Source organism: Actinosynnema sp. NPDC037264 (genome assembly GCF_055603705.1).
Genome location: NZ_JBVJVK010000002.1, coordinates 444,890 through 459,860, shown reverse-complemented (window position 1 = coordinate 459,860; position 14,971 = coordinate 444,890). Strand labels below are relative to the sequence as shown.

General features: G+C 70.5%; 13 protein-coding genes. 2 read left to right on the top strand and 11 right to left on the bottom strand.

The annotated features are described in order from the left end of the window. Positions 1–143: 143 nt before the first annotated feature. From ACZ7GX_RS04620 to ACZ7GX_RS04590, 7 genes are all read right to left on the bottom strand, one after another. A complete protein-coding gene (locus tag ACZ7GX_RS04620; RefSeq protein ID WP_498772803.1) occupies positions 144–1,082 on the bottom strand; it encodes a pectate lyase family protein in 939 nt (312 codons plus the stop codon). An 84-nt stretch (positions 1,083–1,166) separates the two neighbouring features. Then, positions 1,167–2,318, bottom strand: a complete 1,152-nt coding sequence (locus ACZ7GX_RS04615) for an enolase C-terminal domain-like protein (RefSeq protein ID WP_498772801.1) — start codon at positions 2,316–2,318, stop codon at positions 1,167–1,169. Between the two features lie 202 nt (positions 2,319–2,520). Continuing rightward, entirely contained in the window at positions 2,521–3,807 is a 1,287-nt protein-coding gene (locus tag ACZ7GX_RS04610) for an ABC transporter substrate-binding protein (protein ID WP_498772799.1), read from the bottom strand. Positions 3,808–3,815: 8 nt separating this feature from the next. Beyond that, complete coding sequence (locus ACZ7GX_RS04605) at positions 3,816–4,709, bottom strand: carbohydrate ABC transporter permease (protein WP_498772797.1); 894 nt, start codon at positions 4,707–4,709, stop codon at positions 3,816–3,818. Next, positions 4,706–5,581, bottom strand: coding sequence for a carbohydrate ABC transporter permease (locus tag ACZ7GX_RS04600; RefSeq protein ID WP_498772795.1), 876 nt, complete (start codon positions 5,579–5,581; stop codon positions 4,706–4,708). The genes ACZ7GX_RS04605 and ACZ7GX_RS04600 overlap by 4 nt, the downstream gene beginning before the upstream one ends. After that, complete coding sequence (locus tag ACZ7GX_RS04595) at positions 5,578–7,569, bottom strand: pectinesterase family protein (protein ID WP_498772793.1); 1,992 nt, start codon at positions 7,567–7,569, stop codon at positions 5,578–5,580. Before ACZ7GX_RS04595 ends, ACZ7GX_RS04600 begins: the two co-directional genes overlap by 4 nt. A 595-nt stretch (positions 7,570–8,164) precedes the next feature. Then, a complete protein-coding gene (locus ACZ7GX_RS04590) occupies positions 8,165–9,394 on the bottom strand; it encodes an NsdA family TPR-like regulatory protein (RefSeq protein ID WP_498772791.1) in 1,230 nt (409 codons plus the stop codon). 211 nt (positions 9,395–9,605) lie between these two features. Between ACZ7GX_RS04590 and ACZ7GX_RS04585 the strand changes: the two genes are divergently transcribed. Continuing rightward, complete coding sequence (locus tag ACZ7GX_RS04585) at positions 9,606–9,875, top strand: hypothetical protein (RefSeq protein WP_498772789.1); 270 nt, start codon at positions 9,606–9,608, stop codon at positions 9,873–9,875. 4 nt (positions 9,876–9,879) lie between these two features. On the opposite strand, the gene ACZ7GX_RS04580 is transcribed toward ACZ7GX_RS04585, so the two are convergent. After that, on the bottom strand, positions 9,880–10,590 hold the full coding sequence (locus ACZ7GX_RS04580; protein WP_498772787.1) for an SDR family oxidoreductase: 711 nt from the start codon (positions 10,588–10,590) through the stop codon (positions 9,880–9,882). 94 nt (positions 10,591–10,684) lie between these two features. Between ACZ7GX_RS04580 and ACZ7GX_RS04575 the strand changes: the two genes are divergently transcribed. Continuing rightward, entirely contained in the window at positions 10,685–11,236 is a 552-nt protein-coding gene (locus tag ACZ7GX_RS04575; RefSeq protein ID WP_498772785.1) for a TetR/AcrR family transcriptional regulator, read from the top strand. Positions 11,237–11,405: 169 nt separating this feature from the next. Here the strand turns inward: ACZ7GX_RS04575 and ACZ7GX_RS04570 are convergent, their stop codons facing one another. The 3 genes from ACZ7GX_RS04570 to ACZ7GX_RS04560 all read right to left on the bottom strand — a co-directional run bounded on the left by ACZ7GX_RS04570 (position 11,406) and on the right by ACZ7GX_RS04560 (position 14,684). After that, a complete protein-coding gene (locus ACZ7GX_RS04570; protein WP_498772783.1) occupies positions 11,406–11,813 on the bottom strand; it encodes a DnaJ family domain-containing protein in 408 nt (135 codons plus the stop codon). Positions 11,814–11,961: 148 nt separating this feature from the next. Continuing rightward, the gene (locus tag ACZ7GX_RS04565; protein ID WP_498772781.1) at positions 11,962–13,053 is read right to left on the bottom strand and encodes a cellulose binding domain-containing protein; all 1,092 of its coding nucleotides are present in this window, start codon (positions 13,051–13,053) and stop codon (positions 11,962–11,964) included. An 11-nt stretch (positions 13,054–13,064) separates the two neighbouring features. Continuing rightward, positions 13,065–14,684: a cellulase family glycosylhydrolase gene (locus ACZ7GX_RS04560; RefSeq protein ID WP_498772779.1), complete on the bottom strand. Its 1,620-nt coding sequence runs from the start codon at positions 14,682–14,684 to the stop codon at positions 13,065–13,067. Between the last annotated feature and the right edge of the window lie 287 nt (positions 14,685–14,971).

Here is a 14,971-nt window from a genome sequence, read left to right as displayed (position 1 = left end):
AGACGCCGACCGCCCAGGTTGACCGACCGATCCCGGATCTCGAAATCCACCACAACTCCCCAACTGGGGTGTTGCGACGACCACTAGAACCCAAGGAGAGTCGCCGGGGGCCGCCGATCCGGCGGGGTTGGTCAGGCGAGCGCTCAGCCGACCTTGCCCACGCCCGCGCCGCTCTGCACGGTCGACTTCACGCTGCTCGCGCTGTCGAGGCTGTAGCCGTACGGGATCGCCTTGACGCTGCCGCCCTGGTCACCCGAACCCGAGTTGACGAAGTGGTTGTTGCGCGCCACCAGGTTGGCGGGGTCCGAGCTGCCCTCGCCGCGGTGGAACGGGTCACGCGTGTTCTCGAAGTAGTTGCCCTCCACGAGCACGCCCGCCTCCTCCGTGGAAGCGACACCGTACGACGTCACGCCGCCGTAGTAGTTGTTGTAGACGTGCACGGGGTTGCCGAAGCGGACCCGCGGGTGGCGCTGGTTGGTGCCGTCGAACCAGTTGTTGTGGTAGGTCACGCGCAGCTTGCCGCGGTCCTCGCCGCCGTTGTCGTCGCTGTGGCCCAGCAGCATGGTCTTGTCGTGGGAGCTGATCTTGTTCCACGACACGGTCACGCAGTCGGACGCGCGCTTGATGTCGATGGCGCCGTCGTAACCGTTGCGCAGGCTGTTGTGGTCGATCCAGACCCTGGTCGAGTACTGGACGTTGATCGCGTCGTCCGCCCAGTTGGTGAAGTTCAGGTTCCGGATGATGACGTTCGACGCGTTGGAGACGTTCAGGCCGTGGCCGGTGATGGTGGCACCCGAGCCGACGCCGATGATCGTCTTGTTGGACGCCACCTTCGTCATGCTCGACAGGGAGATGGTGCCGGACACGCGGATCACCGAGGCGCTGGACGAGCCGACCGCGGACACGAACGCCGAGGTGCTGCTGACGGTGACCGGCGTGGCGCTGCCGCCACCGGTGGTACCGCCGCACTGCGTGGCCCAACCCTGGAGGTTGAACGACGCGGCGTTGGCCGAGGGCGCCATGATCACGGATGCGGCCAGGGCCGACACCGCGAGCAGCGCGCGGGAGATCTTGCGGGACATGCGGTTTCCTCCATACGACTGTGGATGAAAAGGGAACCGGCGGCGGTATTGCGACGTGGCGGCGACCGAAGGCCTACACCGGACTCACCACCTCTCCACGGTGTGCTTGCGGATGTGCTCGACGTCGAACTCGTCGCCGAGACCCGGAGAGGAGGTCAGGGTGACGTGCCCGTCCGCGTCGAGCGGGTCGGCCATCGCGAGCCGGTGCGGCGGCACGCGGTCGAAGTCGTGCAGCGGGTGCAGCAGGCCGCGCTCGTACCAGCGGCCGTTGTCCGTGCCGCCGAGCACGGCCAGGCTCGCCGAGCCGTCGCCGTGGATCTCGCAGTCCATGTTGAACGCCTCGGCCAGGTGCAGGGCCTTGACCGTCGGCGAGATGCCGCCGACGTCGGTCGGGCCCGCGCGCAGGATGTCGCACGCGCCGGAGGTGATCCACTCGGCGCGGGTCAGGTGCTTGCCCCAGGCCACCTCCGGGCCGATCACCGGGATGGACAGCTGCTCGGCCAGCCACCGGTAGGAGCTGATCGACGCCTCCTCCATCGGCTCCTCGAACCAGTAGAAGCCCAGCTCCTCCAACGCCCGGCCCAGTTCCAGCGCCTCGGTGCGCGAGTACCAGTGGTTGGCGTCGAGCATCAGCTCGACCTCGGGCCCGACGGCCTCGCGCACCGCCTCGCAGGCCGCGATGTCCGCGCGCACGCTGGGCGCACCGGGCACCGGCGGCATCCACGTGTGCAGCTTGATCGCCCGGTAGCCGCGCTCCACCAGCTGCTTCGCGAACGCCGCGTAGTCGCCGGGCGTGCTCAGCCCACCGGGGATCTCGTCGCCGCACATGGTGCTGGCGTAGGCCGGGACGCGGGACCGGGCGCCGCCGAGCAGCTTCCACACCGGTTGCCCGACCCGCTTGCCCACCAGGTCCCACAAAGCCGTGTCGACGTAGCCGAGCGCCCGGTCGGTGAACCGGCCGTGGGAGCCGCGCTGCTTGCGCGCCATCTTGCGCCACAGCCCTTCCCGGTCCCACGGGTCCGCGCCGATCAGCACGGGCTTCACGATCGAGTCGAGCACGGCGGGGCGCAGCTGGTCGGGGTGCACCTGGACGCGCCCGACGGCGCCGTCGGAGTCGGTGATCTCGAGCAGCGCCTCGCGGACCTCGTGCTCGGCGCTCGGGTGCCGGTGCCCGTGCGGGTCCACCGCGGTCCACGCGGTCGTCGTGAACACCGAGACCTCGACGTGCTCGATCACCGCGACCTCCGCAGGCTCGCGCGGCCTCCGGCGTGACGACCGGTCTCGACCGGATGGGACGGAGCCCTGTTCATGACATCCCCTCGCTCAGGTGGTCGGTGTGCGAACGGCGTGCCGGCGCCGCGCTCGGCCCGGTTCCGGGCAGGTGGGTCCTGGAACCTCCCCCTCTGGCGGGAGTCCTCTCCCGCCAGAGGGGGAGGAGTCACTTGCGGTCTTCCCACTCCTTCTGCGCCTCGGTGAGCTTCTTCGCCATGTCGTCCAGGAACTGCTGGCCGGTAAGCTCGCCGAGGAGCACCTTCTGGTACTGGGGCTCGCTGTCGGTCTTGGTGATCGACGAGTACTGCGGCAGGTAGACCGGCGCGGGCACGAGGACCGTGGCCGGGTCTTCCAGCACGCCGAGCGCCATCTTCACGTGGGCGGCGGAGTCGATCCACGCCGCGCTGCGCACGTCGGTGTTGGCGGGGATCTGGCCGACCTTCTCGTTCCAGTAGCTGTTGGACTCGGCCGAGGTCAGGAACTCGGCGAACTTCCAGGCGGCGTCCTGGTTCTCGCTGTTCTTGAACACCGCGAAGCCGTCGGTCGGGTTGGGCACGACGGTCCGCTTGCCGCTGGGGCCGACCGGCAGCGGCATCGCGGCGACCTTGTCGCCCAGCGCCTTGGTGACGTCGCTGTAGGAGCCGAGGTTGTGGTGCATCATCGCCACCGAGCCGCCGGTGAACTGGGCGATCATCTGGGTGAAGCTGTTGTTGACGTCGGCCTCGGGGGTGGCCTTCTTGTACAGGTCGGCGACCTTGTCGACGAGCTCGGCGTTGGCCGGGTCGTTGAGGGTGCTCTTGCCGTCCTTGAAGAAGGTGTCCACGCCGGAGTACGCGTAGGCCTCGGTGATCAGCTGGAACACCGACCCCGCGCCACCGCGGATGGTGTAGCCGTACTTGTTCGCGCCGGTGTCGGTGAGCTTGGTGGCGGTGGTGATGAACTCGTCCCAGGTCTTCGGCGCCTCAAGGCCTGCGTCGGAGAACCAGTCGGTGCGGTACCAGACGATGTCCATGTTGGCCGAGGACGGGACGATGTAGAGCTTGCCGTCCGGCGCCGTCTGGCGGACGGTCTCGACCAGCGACGGGAGCAGCTTGTCCTTCAGCGGACCGCTGTTGATGCGGTCGTCGAGGGGCGCCAACGCCTCCTGGCCGACCAGGTGCGCGAGGTACGAGGTGGTCACGCCGCCGACGTCGGGCGTCTCGCCGCCCGCGATGGCCGTGTCGTACTTCTGCTGCACCGACGCGCTGGGGATGCCGACGTACTCGACCTTGATGGTCGGGTTCGCCTTCTCGAAGCGCGAGATCAGCTCCTTGTAGATCGGCTCGCGGGCGGGCCCGCCGTTGTTGTCCCAGAACGTGATGGTGACGTTCCCGTCGGCGCCCGCACCTCCCTCGGACGAGCAGGCGGACAGCGCCAAGGCGGCGGCGGCCACGGCGACCAGCAGTTTTCTCATGATGCTCCCTATCCCTTGACAGCCCCGGCGCTGAGCCCCTGCACCAGGAACCGCTGCACGACGGCGAAAACCAGGACCACCGGCACGGCCGCGACCACGCCACCGGCGGCGAGTGCCCCGAAGTCGGTGTTGAACTCACCCAACGTGTAGCTCAGGCCGACCGGCAGGGTGAACTTGTCCTGCTTCGTGGCGAACATCAGCGCGAACAGGAACTGGTTCCAGGCGCCGATGAACGCGAACGACCCGACCGCCACCAGGGCGGGCTTGAGCTGCGGCAGGACGACCGCGAAGAACGCGCGCACGCGCGAGCAACCGTCCACCATGGCGGCTTCCTCGAGCTCCACCGAGATGTTGCGGATGAACCCGCTCATCAGGATCAGCGAGAGCGGCAGCTGGAACGCCACCTCCGCGATGACCAGGCCGGTGATGCTGTTGAGCAGCCCCAGCCCCTTGAAGATCACGAACAGCGGGATCAGCATCATCGCGCCGGGGATGAACTGGCTGCACAGCATGGCCAGCAGGAACACCCGCTGGCCGCGGAAGCGGAACCGCGCGAGCGCGTACCCGCCCATCACCGACAGGATGGTCACGAACACGAGCACGCCCAAGCCCATGATCACGCTGTTGTAGAAGAAGATGCCGAACCCGATGTCGTTCCACACCGTGTCGAAGTGCTCGAACGAGATCGGCCACGGCACGAGCTGCGTGGAGCCGGCCGGCCGCACCGCGAACACCAGCATCCAGTAGAACGGGATGAGCGTGAACAGCAGGTACAGCACCAGCGGCACGTGGATCATCCACGGCTTGCCCGGCTCCTCGGCCACGGCCCGGCGACGCCGCTTGGTCGGCTGCCGGGGCGGCGGCGGGGTGTCCACCGGCGGTCGGGTCAACGTCTCGGTCATGCACGACTCCCGAACTTCGACAACCGCAGGTAGGCGATCGAGAAGAACAACAGGATCAGGAACCCGGCCACGGTGAGCGCCGAGCCGTACCCGAAGTTGTGCGAGTCGACGGCCTGCCTGGCCACGTACAGCGGCAGCGTGGTGGTCTGGTTGGCCGGACCACCGCCGGTCAGGGTGTAGATGAGGTCGACGTTGTTGAACTCCCACACCGCGCGCAGCAGCGTCGACAGGATGATCGCGTCCTTCAGGTGCGGCAGGGTGACGCTGGTGAAGCGCCGCCACCGGCTCGCGCCGTCCACGGACGCCGCCTCGTAGAGGTCCTTGGGGATGCTCTGGAGGTCGGCGAGCAGCAGGATCGCGAAGAACGGCACGCCGCGCCACAGCTCGGTCACCACGAGGGCCTCGAACACGGTGTCGGGGTTGCCGAGCACCGAGGTGCCCGGCGAGCCGATGCCGAGGTTCGACAGCTCCTGGAAGATGCCGGTCGACGGGTTGAGCAGCAGGATCCAGATGCCCGTGGTGAGCACGCCGGACACCGCCCACGGCGAGAACACCAGCGCCCGCGCCATGCCCCGGCCGATGAACGTCTCGTTCACGATCAGGGCGAGCACGAGGCCGAGCAGCAGTTGCAGGCCGACTTCGACGAAGACCCACTTGGCGCTGAACGCCAGGCTCTGCCAGAACAGCGGGTCGTCGAACAGCATCTGCTTGAAGTTGTCCAGCCCCGCGAAGCCGTTCTTCCACGGCTGCGTGACGTTGTACCGCTGGAGGCTGTAGTAGACGACGCTCCCGATCGGGTAGACCAGGAAGACCGCCATCAGCACCAGCGTCGGTGCGATCAGGGCGTAGGGCGCCCAGGTGCGAGTCCTCATGCGGGGTTCCAGTCGCCGAGGTACGCGCGCAGGGTGTGCTGTGCCGCCTGGTCGTGGGTCAGCTGCGGCCGGTCGGGGCCGGCGGTGGCGCCGGGGCCGGAGTTGCGGAACTCGGCGAACCGGGCGTCGCGCCAGGAGAAGCCGGACATGTCGGTCCACGGCGCGGTCTTCACCGCGGCGGGCAGCTTGGTGTCGCGGATGACGACCGAGGCGATGGCGTCCGGGTCGCCGCCGGGGTGCCACGGCCGGCCGAGGTAGTAGGTGCCCGCGGGCGCGTCGCTCAGGATCGTGGAGTTCATGATCAGGAAGCCGTGCGGGTTGTCGCGGCGCGTGCTGGCGGCGGTGAGGTAGCCGTTGGGGTCGCCGCCCCGGTCGAGCGCCTTGATCGTGACCTGGTCGAACACGGCGGTGGCGCGGCCGAAGATGAAGTCGACGTCGCCCACGATCTCGCCGCCCCGGTAGTACTGGCGGGCCTTCGTGCCCACGGCGCGCGTGTCGGCGTACAGGGTGTCCTGGTGGCCGAGGAAGCGGACGCGGTCGTAGTACTGCCGGTCGCCGGTCGCCTTCACCGCGACGGCCTGGGTGCCGGTGATCTCGGGGTGCGCGGCCCGGTCGAACGAGTTGCTGAACGTGAGGTCGCGCGCGGTGAAGCCGTCGGCCTCGATGGTCGCGGTGGCCGAGCCGGTGGTGCCGTAGGTCGTGCCGTCGGGCTTCTTGGTGCCGTTGGCGTTGTCGTAGTCGATCACGACGTCGCGCGCAGTGCCGGTGGAGCCCTTGAGGGTCAGGTCGGGCTTGGTCGCGGGCACCCGGATCACCTCGCGGTACACGCCCTTGCCGATGGTGATGGTGGTGCCCGGCGGCGCGGCGTCGATCGCGGCCTGCACCGTGTCGAAGTCCGTGCCCTTGGCCACGTGGTAGCGCTCGCGCTGCTGCGCGCCGGCCTTGAGGTTCTTCACCCGGGAGGTGGCCTCCAGGCCGCGGGTGAACTCGGGGGTCCAGCCGGCGTCGCCGGCGAGCTGCGCGGTCGGGTTGGCCGCGTTGAACGCGTCGAGCACGTCCACCGGCCGCCCGTCGACCAGCGTGCCGACCTCGGTGATGGCCGTGCCGCCCCAGTTGTAGATCAGGTCCTCGACCGCGCCGCCGTTGCCCAGCTTGACGTAGTTGTTCTCCACGTACAGCTTCGACTGCACGCCGACGCCCCACGCGTAGACGAACGTCGGTCCGGGCTCGTACAGGTTGTTGTAGACGTGCACCTGGCCGAACCGGACGCGCGGCAGGCGTTCCTCGACGTTGCGGAACACGTTGTGGTGCACCGAGATCCGCAGCTTGCCGGGGTCGGTGGTCGAGGTGTTCGACGAGCCGATGAGCATCGTCTTGCCGTGGTCTTCGAACAGGTTGTACGACGCGGTGACCAGGTCGGTGCCGTTGGTCATGTCGAGCGAGCCGTCGTGCTGCTGGAAGGGGCGGCCGAAGTAGGTCGGCGCCGCGCTGTCCGGGGACGGCTGGTCGGTGAACGTGTTGTGGTCGACCCAGACGTTCGTGGCGCGGTTCAGCGAGACGGCGTCGTAGTCGGAGTTCCAGTTGCCGGTGGCGCCGTCGGTCGGGTCCCACTGCGGGAAGCAGTCGCGCGTGTCGCGGAACGTGAGGTTGCGGACGATCACGTTGCTCGCGCCGTGGATGCGGACGCTCGCGCCGGTGATGCCCGCGCCCTTGCCGTCGCCGACGATCGTGGTGTCCGAGCCGACGGTGAGCGCGATGGCCTCCGCCTGGCGGCGGGCGGACGCCGCGCGGGCGTCCTCCAGCGGGCCGCTCGGCTCGGTGTCACGCCCCCAAACAGCGGGGTCGTATGCGGCCAAATAGCCCGCGAGCGTGTAGCCGTCCGTGGCATACGTTGCGCAATCAGCCCTGAAGTCGATGACGCCGCGCACCTTGATCAGGCGCGGGGCGGGCGACGCCAGGGCGGCCCGCAGTTCTGCCGCAGTGCGCACCACGTGCTCGGTGGTCGCGGCCGACCCACCGGTCGTGCCGGCACCGCTCGAAGCCCAGCCGTCACCGGGTTGGAGAACCTGTCTCCCCAGGTCATGGCCTGCGTGCGCGGGTGCCGCCGCGATCACGCCAAGGGCGCAGGAAAGCACGAGCGCAGTACTGAGTATCCGCATGACGAGGGGCCTTCCCCGGCGAATTTGTTCATAAATGTGAACACGTTCCAGATGTGCGAACAGAGTATTGCGAAAGTATCCGCCACACGTCAACGACGTAACTTCGTTCGATGGCTGTTCGACGACGTGATTCGACGCCTAGTCGAATTCGAGTCGAATTCGATGGCGCGACCGGCCCACCGCCGCGTCCGGTCGGCAGCGGTGTGGATGGTGGAACCGGTACCGGTGCGACGCGGGCGGATGTGGGACGCAGTACTGATGAAGCGTCGGACCGATAACCGACGACGGCGGCGCGGCGGGAAGCGGTCCCGGTGGGGCGTCAGACCGACACCCGACCCGGCGGCTTGCAGGCGGAAGCGGTGCCAGGCGGGACATCGGACCGCCCTCGAACGCGGCGGCGTCCGAGGGCGGTGGCGGTGGGCCGTCAGACCGGCGGGGTGAAGGCGCCGATCCGGGCGGACAGGGCTCGGGCGTGCGGGTTGGCCGGGTGGCGGTCGGCCAGGTGGCGCAGCGGTCGCAGCCGGTCGGCGACGCGGGTCGAGCGGATCGTGCCCGCCAGCGCCAGTGCCCGCCCGCCCACGTCGGCCGCGTGGTCGAAGTCCCCGTCCACCAAGTGGTTGGCGGCCAACGCCATCAGGCTGAACGCGCGGCTGCGCGTCATGGCCTCCGGATAGCCGGCCACGGCGGCGGTGAGCGAGTCGATCGCGGGCGCGGTGCGCGACGGGTCGACCGTTCGGGCCAGGTCGGTCAGCACCACGCCGGTCAACCCGCACAGGTCCGTCTCGTCGAAGAAGCGCGCCCATCCCGGCGCCGGGCCGGACGCGCGGGCGAACTCGTCCTGCGCCAGGTTCAGCAGCCGCACCGCCTCGTCCTTGTCGCCCAACCCCGCGCGCGCCCACGCCTGGTTCGCGAGCAGCATCGCGACGGCGCGCCGTGAACCCGCCCGCCGGGCCGCGACCAACCCGGACGCGAACGCCTCCAGCGCCTCGCGCCGCCGGCCGCCGTGCAGCCGCATCCGGCCGACGCGGTAGTGCACGTTGGCCGCCAGGTCGTGCCGGCCCGCCTCCACCGCCAAGTCCAGCGCCCGGTCCCAGTGCCGCGAGGCCGCCGGCTCGAAACCGGTGTCGAAGCACGTCCACGCGGCCAGGTTGTGCAGGTCGGCCAACGCCACCAGCAGCCGCTCGCGCACCGCGCCCGAGGCGGCGACGTCGAGCAGCCGGTCGTGCCGCGTCGCGCACTCGACCGCCGAGTCGCGGCACGCGCCGCCGCCCCGCCGGTAGTCCACGTCGCGCAGGCGTTCGGTCTCGGCCGCCAAGCGCTCCACGTCCTCGACCCCGATGTGTGCCGGGACGCGCTGAGGTTCTGCCATCGCCGCACCTCGCAATTCCACTAGAGCGGTGGAGGGGATCCAACTGGCATGTGGCTGCGGGGTACCCAGGGTGACAGCGCCACCACCCTGACGGGAGCCGCCGTCAGGGGCGCGCATCGGCCCCCTGCGCCGACGCCCGCGAGGGGGCCGGAATCGGGGGGTGGTCGGGTTCCGCACGGCCGGCGGACGCGCCCGTGGCCGGCCCCGATCACGGCGCCCCTCCCCTACCAGCGGCTCCGACGGCGTGGCTGCCCGCACTCGTCGTCGACAGGAGAGACATTCCATGCCAACGGGATCCTTCAACGCGCGAGCCCGGCAACTGGCCGACGGGCGGCACGTGCGGTTCACGCCCGTGACGCGCCGCCCGTGACACCACCGGCCGGGGCCTTGCGATCGCGCGGTACGAGGCGACCGGCGAACCGGGCGCCGCCGAGGTCGCGGTGGTGGTCGCCCCGCCGTGGCGGCGCGTGGGCCTGGCCACCGCGCCGTCGCCCGGATGCCGCGCTCGGCAGGCGGCGTCCGGGCGAGCGGCGGGTCCACTGTGGACTGGTCGGTGCCGTTGCCACCACAGTCAACCGGACTGGACCACTCGTCCGCCGTGCGCCGACCCGCACGTGACGACGAGGAACGCCGACCGCGACCGATCAGCGCCGTCCTCCCCGAACTGCGGCGCCGGCGCGGCTTGACGCAGCACGACCCGGCTCGACGACTGCACGCGGCGTCCGGGAACGTCAGCATCGCCCGGCGCAGCCGCCGCGGCGGGTGACGGACTACCGGCCCGCGCCGACCAGGGCCGGGTACTGCACGGCGACGTCCTGCGCCAGCGCGGCTTTCACCTGTCGCGTCAGCTCGTCGGCCAGCACCTCGAAGGCGTCGGCCTCGATGCCGTCCACCGCGAGCTCCGCGACGTCGCGCGGATCGCTCTTGGGCGCGTCGACGCCGGCGGTCATGTCGGTGTCCACGTAGCCGACGTGCAGCCCGGTGACCTGGATGCCGCGCGGGCGCAGGTCGAGGCGCAGGGAGTTGGTCTGCGACCACAGGGCGGCCTTCGAGGCGCTGTAGGAGCCGCTGATCGCCACCCAGGACAGGACCGAGGCGACGTTGAGCAGGTGCCCGCCGCCGTTGCGCTCGATGATCGGCACGAACGCGCGGGCCACGTGCAGCGGGCCGTAGAAGTTGGTCTCGAACTCGCGGCGGACGTCGTCCAGCGGCGAGTCCAGGAAGGACGCCTTCACCAGCCCGCCCGCGTTGTTGATCACGATCGTCACGTCGTCCGCCCGGGCCGCGGCGGCGGCGACCGAGGCGGGGTCGGTGACCTCCAGCTCGACCGGGACGGCGTCCGGGTGCGTGACGGTGCGCGGGTCGCGGGCGGTCGCGTAGACCTTCCGCGCGCCTCTCGCGTACAGGGCCTCGACCAGGGCCTTGCCGATGCCCCGGTTGCCGCCGGTGACCAGGGCGGTCGCCCCGTTGATGGTGGTCATGCCAATCCTTCCCAAGGTGGAAACCGATCGGTTTCCTCGGCCGACTGTAAACCGATCGGTTTCCCCACCGCAACTCCGGCGGTAACCTGCGGGGGTGACCACCACCCCACGGGACCGCCTGCTGGACGCGGCGGGCGAGCTGTTCTACCGGGAAGGCGTCGGCGTCGGCGTGGACGCGCTGTGCAAGGCGGCCGGCGTCTCCAAGCGGTCGATGTACGTGCTGTTCGACAGCAAGGACGAGCTGATCGCGGCCAGCCTCGACCGGCGGGCGCCGGGCTACGACGCCGCGCTGCTGCCCCCGGACGGCGGCACGCCGCGCGAGCGGATCCTGCACGTGTTCCGCGCGCAGGACGGGCTGACCGGGCAACCGGGCTACCGCGGCTGCCCCCTGGTCGCCACGGCGACCGAGCTCAAGGACGCCGGCCACCCGGCCAACGCGGTGGCCCGCCGGCACAAGCAGGCCCTGACCGACTTCTTCGCCGCCGAGGCGCGCGCGGCGGGCGTGGCGGACCCGGACACGCTGGCCGCGCAGCTGACGATCGTGTTCGACGGCTCGGGCGCCCGCGCCGTGGTGCGGGCCGAACCGCTGGCCGGCCTCGGCGTCACCACCGCGACGGCGCTGCTCGACGCGGCCGGGGTCGGCTGACGCGCGCCGTGATCCGACCGGGGCACGCGTCGCCGGCGGCCCCGGAGCCGTGGTCGTCGCTGCGCAGGGCCGGCGGGCGACCATCTCGCGCCGGCTGTTCCAAGGCGTGATCCGGCCCGGTGGCCGGGTCCGCGTCGCCGGCGGAGTCGGACGTCGCCGAGCGGCCCGGTCAGCCCCGGGCGGCCTGGTCGGCCCGCCACTGCTCGACCACGTGCTCGACGTCGTAAGGCATCAGGTTCAGCGGCGGTCCCGACATCGGCTTGCGGATCGCCTCGACGATCCTGGCGTTGATGTCGGCCAGGATCGAGCGCACCTCGGCCTCGGTGCGCGCCCGACCGGCGGCCTCGCGCGCGGCGGCGGCCTCCTTGCGCAGCAGCAGCGTCGGGGGGAGCGCGGTGCCCTCCTCGCGGCGCAGCTTCTCCTTCACCCACCACAGCTCGTCGTGCGGCTCGTGCAGCCCTTTCAACGGCCGGCCCGCACCGGGCAGGTCCTCGAAGTCACCGCGGTCCTGCGCCTCGCGGATCTGCCGCTCGATCCAGGTCTCGAAGCCGACACCGGCCGGTTTGCGCTCGGTCACGACGCACCACCCCCTGCCGAGGGTACCGGCGGTCGGGTCCGCCGGTCGCCGCTGCTCGGGGACGCCGGCCGGGCGCCCGCCGAGCCGTCACGTCGCCGGCTGACGGCTCGCGGGTGCGCCCGGTGCCGGGCGCACCCGCGAGGTCCGGTCAGGACAGCGTGCAGATCGGCACGGGCACCCAGCCGGTGGCGTCACCGGTGCCGTTGAACCCGACCTTGGTCGAGCCCGCCGGCGGGATGCCGCCGTTCCAGGACGTGTTGGACACCGTCACCGCCGTGCCGCTCTGGGTGAAGGAGCCGTTCCAGCCCTGGCTGAGGGACATGCCGGCGTTGAACGTGAACCCGATGCGCCACCCGCGGGTCGGCGAGGCGCCGCCGTTGCGGATGGTGATCTCCACCGTGAACCCGCCCGGCCACTGGTTGACGACCTTGATCTCGACGTCGCACGACCCGCCGGGGGCGGAAGTCGTGGTGGTCGTGGTGGTCGTCGTAGTAGTAGTGGTCGTAGTGGTCGTGGACGTGGGCGTGGTGCCGTTGAGCGCGGACACCACGGCCGGGATCCACTTGTCCGCGATCTTGCGATCACCGGACGCGTTCGGGTGAACGCCGTCGTAGGTGTCACTGGCGGTGTTGAACCCGGCCCACTGGTCCACCACGGTGACCGGCGACTGCGCGGTGGACTTGCCCGCCGCCCAGCCCGTGATCGCCGCGTTCAGGTCGACCACCCGCTGGGGGCACTCCGCGCAGGCGCTCGCCGCCATCGGGATGATCTTGGCGACGATCACCTTCATGCTCGCGTTGTTGGCGCGCATCTGGTCGACCAGCTTGCCGTAGGCGGCCAGGATGGTCGCGGTCGACCGGTTGCTCCAGACGTCGTTGGTCCCGAAGTGCATGAGCACCACGTTCGGGTTGGTGGCGGCCAGCCACCCGACGAGCTGGTTCTGGTCGGCCACCGCGGTGACCAGCGCGCCGCCGTGGCCCTCGTTCTCGCCGTCGTAGGCGAACCCGCAGCCGTCACCGGCGCGGGTGCCCACGAAGTCGATGTTCGTGTGCCCGGCCGCGCGCAGGTCGCGGTCCAGCAGGGCGCGCCAGCAGCCCGGCGAGCCCGTGATCGAGTCGCCCAGTGCCATGATCCGCGTCGGCGCGGCGGCCTCGACCGCCTGGCCGGGTGCGGCCACCAAGAGGCCGACGAACGTGGCCAACGCCGCTAACAGTGCCGCGACCGCGGCTTTTCTCGACATCGCGTGCTCCTCTAGGCCGTCGTGCAGGTGGCGCCGTTGAGCGTGAACGCGGTGGGCGCCGAGTTGGTGCCGTTCCACGACCCGATGAAGCCGAAGCTGACCGAGCCGTTCGCCGGGATGGTGCCGGTGTAGGACACGTTGGTCGCGCTCAGCGTGGAGCCGGACTGGGTCGTGGTGGCGCCCCAGGACTGGCTGACCGTCTGGCCGTTGGCCCAGGTCCAGCGCAGCGTCCAGCCGTTCACCGCGGCCGTGCCGGTGTTGGCGATCTTCACGTCGCCCTGGAAGCCGCCCTGCCACTGGCCCGCGATCTTGTAGGTGACCGCGCAGGACGCGGGGCCGCCGCCACCGGGCTGGGTGGTGACGTTGACCGTGCCGGAACGGGTGGAGCGGTTGCCCGCCGCGTCCCGCGCGTACACGGCGAACGTGTAGGTGGTGCTCGCCGACAGGCCGGTGACGGTGGCCGTCGTCGTGGCGGTGCTCGCGGCGGCGGTCTCGGTGGTGCCGTTCACGCGGACCACGTCGTAGCCGGTGACGCCGACGTTGTCGGTGGACGCGGTCCAGGACAGCGTGGCGCCGGTGGAGGTGACGCCGGACGCGGTCGGGGTGCCGGGCGTGGACGGCGCGGTGGTGTCCGGGCCGGTGCCGCTGTCGTAGACGGTGGCCTGGCGGGAGGTGGCCTTGATGCCGTTCGCGCCGTTGACCGCGCGCTGGCCCCAGCTCGTGAGCTGGGCGGCGTTGAAGCCGGTGACCATGTCGAGGTACTCGACGCCGCCGCCGTTGCCCGACCAGGACCACGCCAGGTAGCCCAGCTTGAGCGACTGGGTGGTGGCGAAGATCGTGTCCTCGTCCGGGTTGCCGTCGGAGTGGTCGTGGCCGAACTCGCCCACCACGATCGGCAGCTTCGCCGTGACGAACCGGTTCAGGTAGTCGTTGATCTCGGCGGCCGTGTCGAACACGCCGTACATGTGGATGGAGAACACGGTGTTCTTCTGGGGGTCGGCGGCGAACACCGACGCGGCGTTGTCGCGCATGGTGAAGGCCCAGTCCTGGCCCCAGTTCGGCGCGTCCACCATGATCGTGTGCTCGAAGCCCGCCGAGCGCAGCGAGGTGATGGCGTCCTTGGTCGCCTGGGTCCAGCCGGTGTAGCCGGTGTTGCCCCACGGCTCGTTGCCGATGTTGAGGATGACGTACTTCTCCTGGCCGGCCATGGCGCTCTGGATGCTCTTCCAGTACTCCACGGCGCGGGCCAGGCTGACGGCGCCGCTCTGCTCCTGGTAGCCGGTGGTGTCGTGCACCTCCATCACGCAGATGAGCTTGTTGGCCTTGCACTGGCTGATGACGCCCGCGACGTCGGCGGCGTTGTTCAGCGTCCACCGGTCGCCGGAGCTGAGGACGACGCGGACCGTGTTGGCGCCCGTGGCCTTGATGTCCTTGAGCGCCTGGGTGGTGCGGTCGGCGTACCAGGTGTGCGCGTGGTTCACGCCACGCATCACGAAGTCGTTGCCGTTGGCGTCGAGCAGACGCCCGTTGCTGACGGTGAACCCGGCCGCGGCGTGTGCCGGCGTCACCGTCAGCAGTGACAGGACCAAGGCGGCGACGGCGGCGCCCACCAAGGCGAATCGCTTGCGCATGGATGTACCTCGCGTAGTTGTCGACGTTGACGTAGCGAGCGCAGGGCAGCGCGCCTGCCTGCGGCAGGCCTCAACACCAAAGCAATTAACCGCTTAAGTGTCAACGCCCGGTTCGCCTCTCAACCCCGGCCCGCACCCGCTCCCCCACCCCACTGCCCACAGCTTCGACCGCACCGCGAAGAGACCGTCTGGGACCGCTCCCAGACCGCCTTGCGCAAGTCTCCTACACCCCGCGCCGGCACACCACCCCCACCCTTCGCGTGTCCCGCGCCGGCGCTGGCGGTTCG

Bases quoted from the DNA above. Each gene is read 5' to 3' on its own strand.
- ACZ7GX_RS04605 (WP_498772797.1), bottom strand. From the start codon at position 4,709: ATGACCGAGACGTTGACCCGACCGCCGGTGGACACCCCGCCGCCGCCC.
- ACZ7GX_RS04610 (WP_498772799.1), bottom strand. From the start codon at position 3,807: ATGAGAAAACTGCTGGTCGCCGTGGCCGCCGCCGCCTTGGCGCTGTCC.
- ACZ7GX_RS04560 (WP_498772779.1), bottom strand. From the start codon at position 14,684: ATGCGCAAGCGATTCGCCTTGGTGGGCGCCGCCGTCGCCGCCTTGGTC.
- ACZ7GX_RS04580 (WP_498772787.1), bottom strand. From the start codon at position 10,590: ATGACCACCATCAACGGGGCGACCGCCCTGGTCACCGGCGGCAACCGG.
- ACZ7GX_RS04600 (WP_498772795.1), bottom strand. From the start codon at position 5,581: ATGAGGACTCGCACCTGGGCGCCCTACGCCCTGATCGCACCGACGCTG.
- ACZ7GX_RS04590 (WP_498772791.1), bottom strand. From the start codon at position 9,394: ATGGAATGTCTCTCCTGTCGACGACGAGTGCGGGCAGCCACGCCGTCG.
- ACZ7GX_RS04620 (WP_498772803.1), bottom strand. From the start codon at position 1,082: ATGTCCCGCAAGATCTCCCGCGCGCTGCTCGCGGTGTCGGCCCTGGCC.
- ACZ7GX_RS04585 (WP_498772789.1), top strand. From the start codon at position 9,606: ATGCCGCGCTCGGCAGGCGGCGTCCGGGCGAGCGGCGGGTCCACTGTG.
- ACZ7GX_RS04565 (WP_498772781.1), bottom strand. From the start codon at position 13,053: ATGTCGAGAAAAGCCGCGGTCGCGGCACTGTTAGCGGCGTTGGCCACG.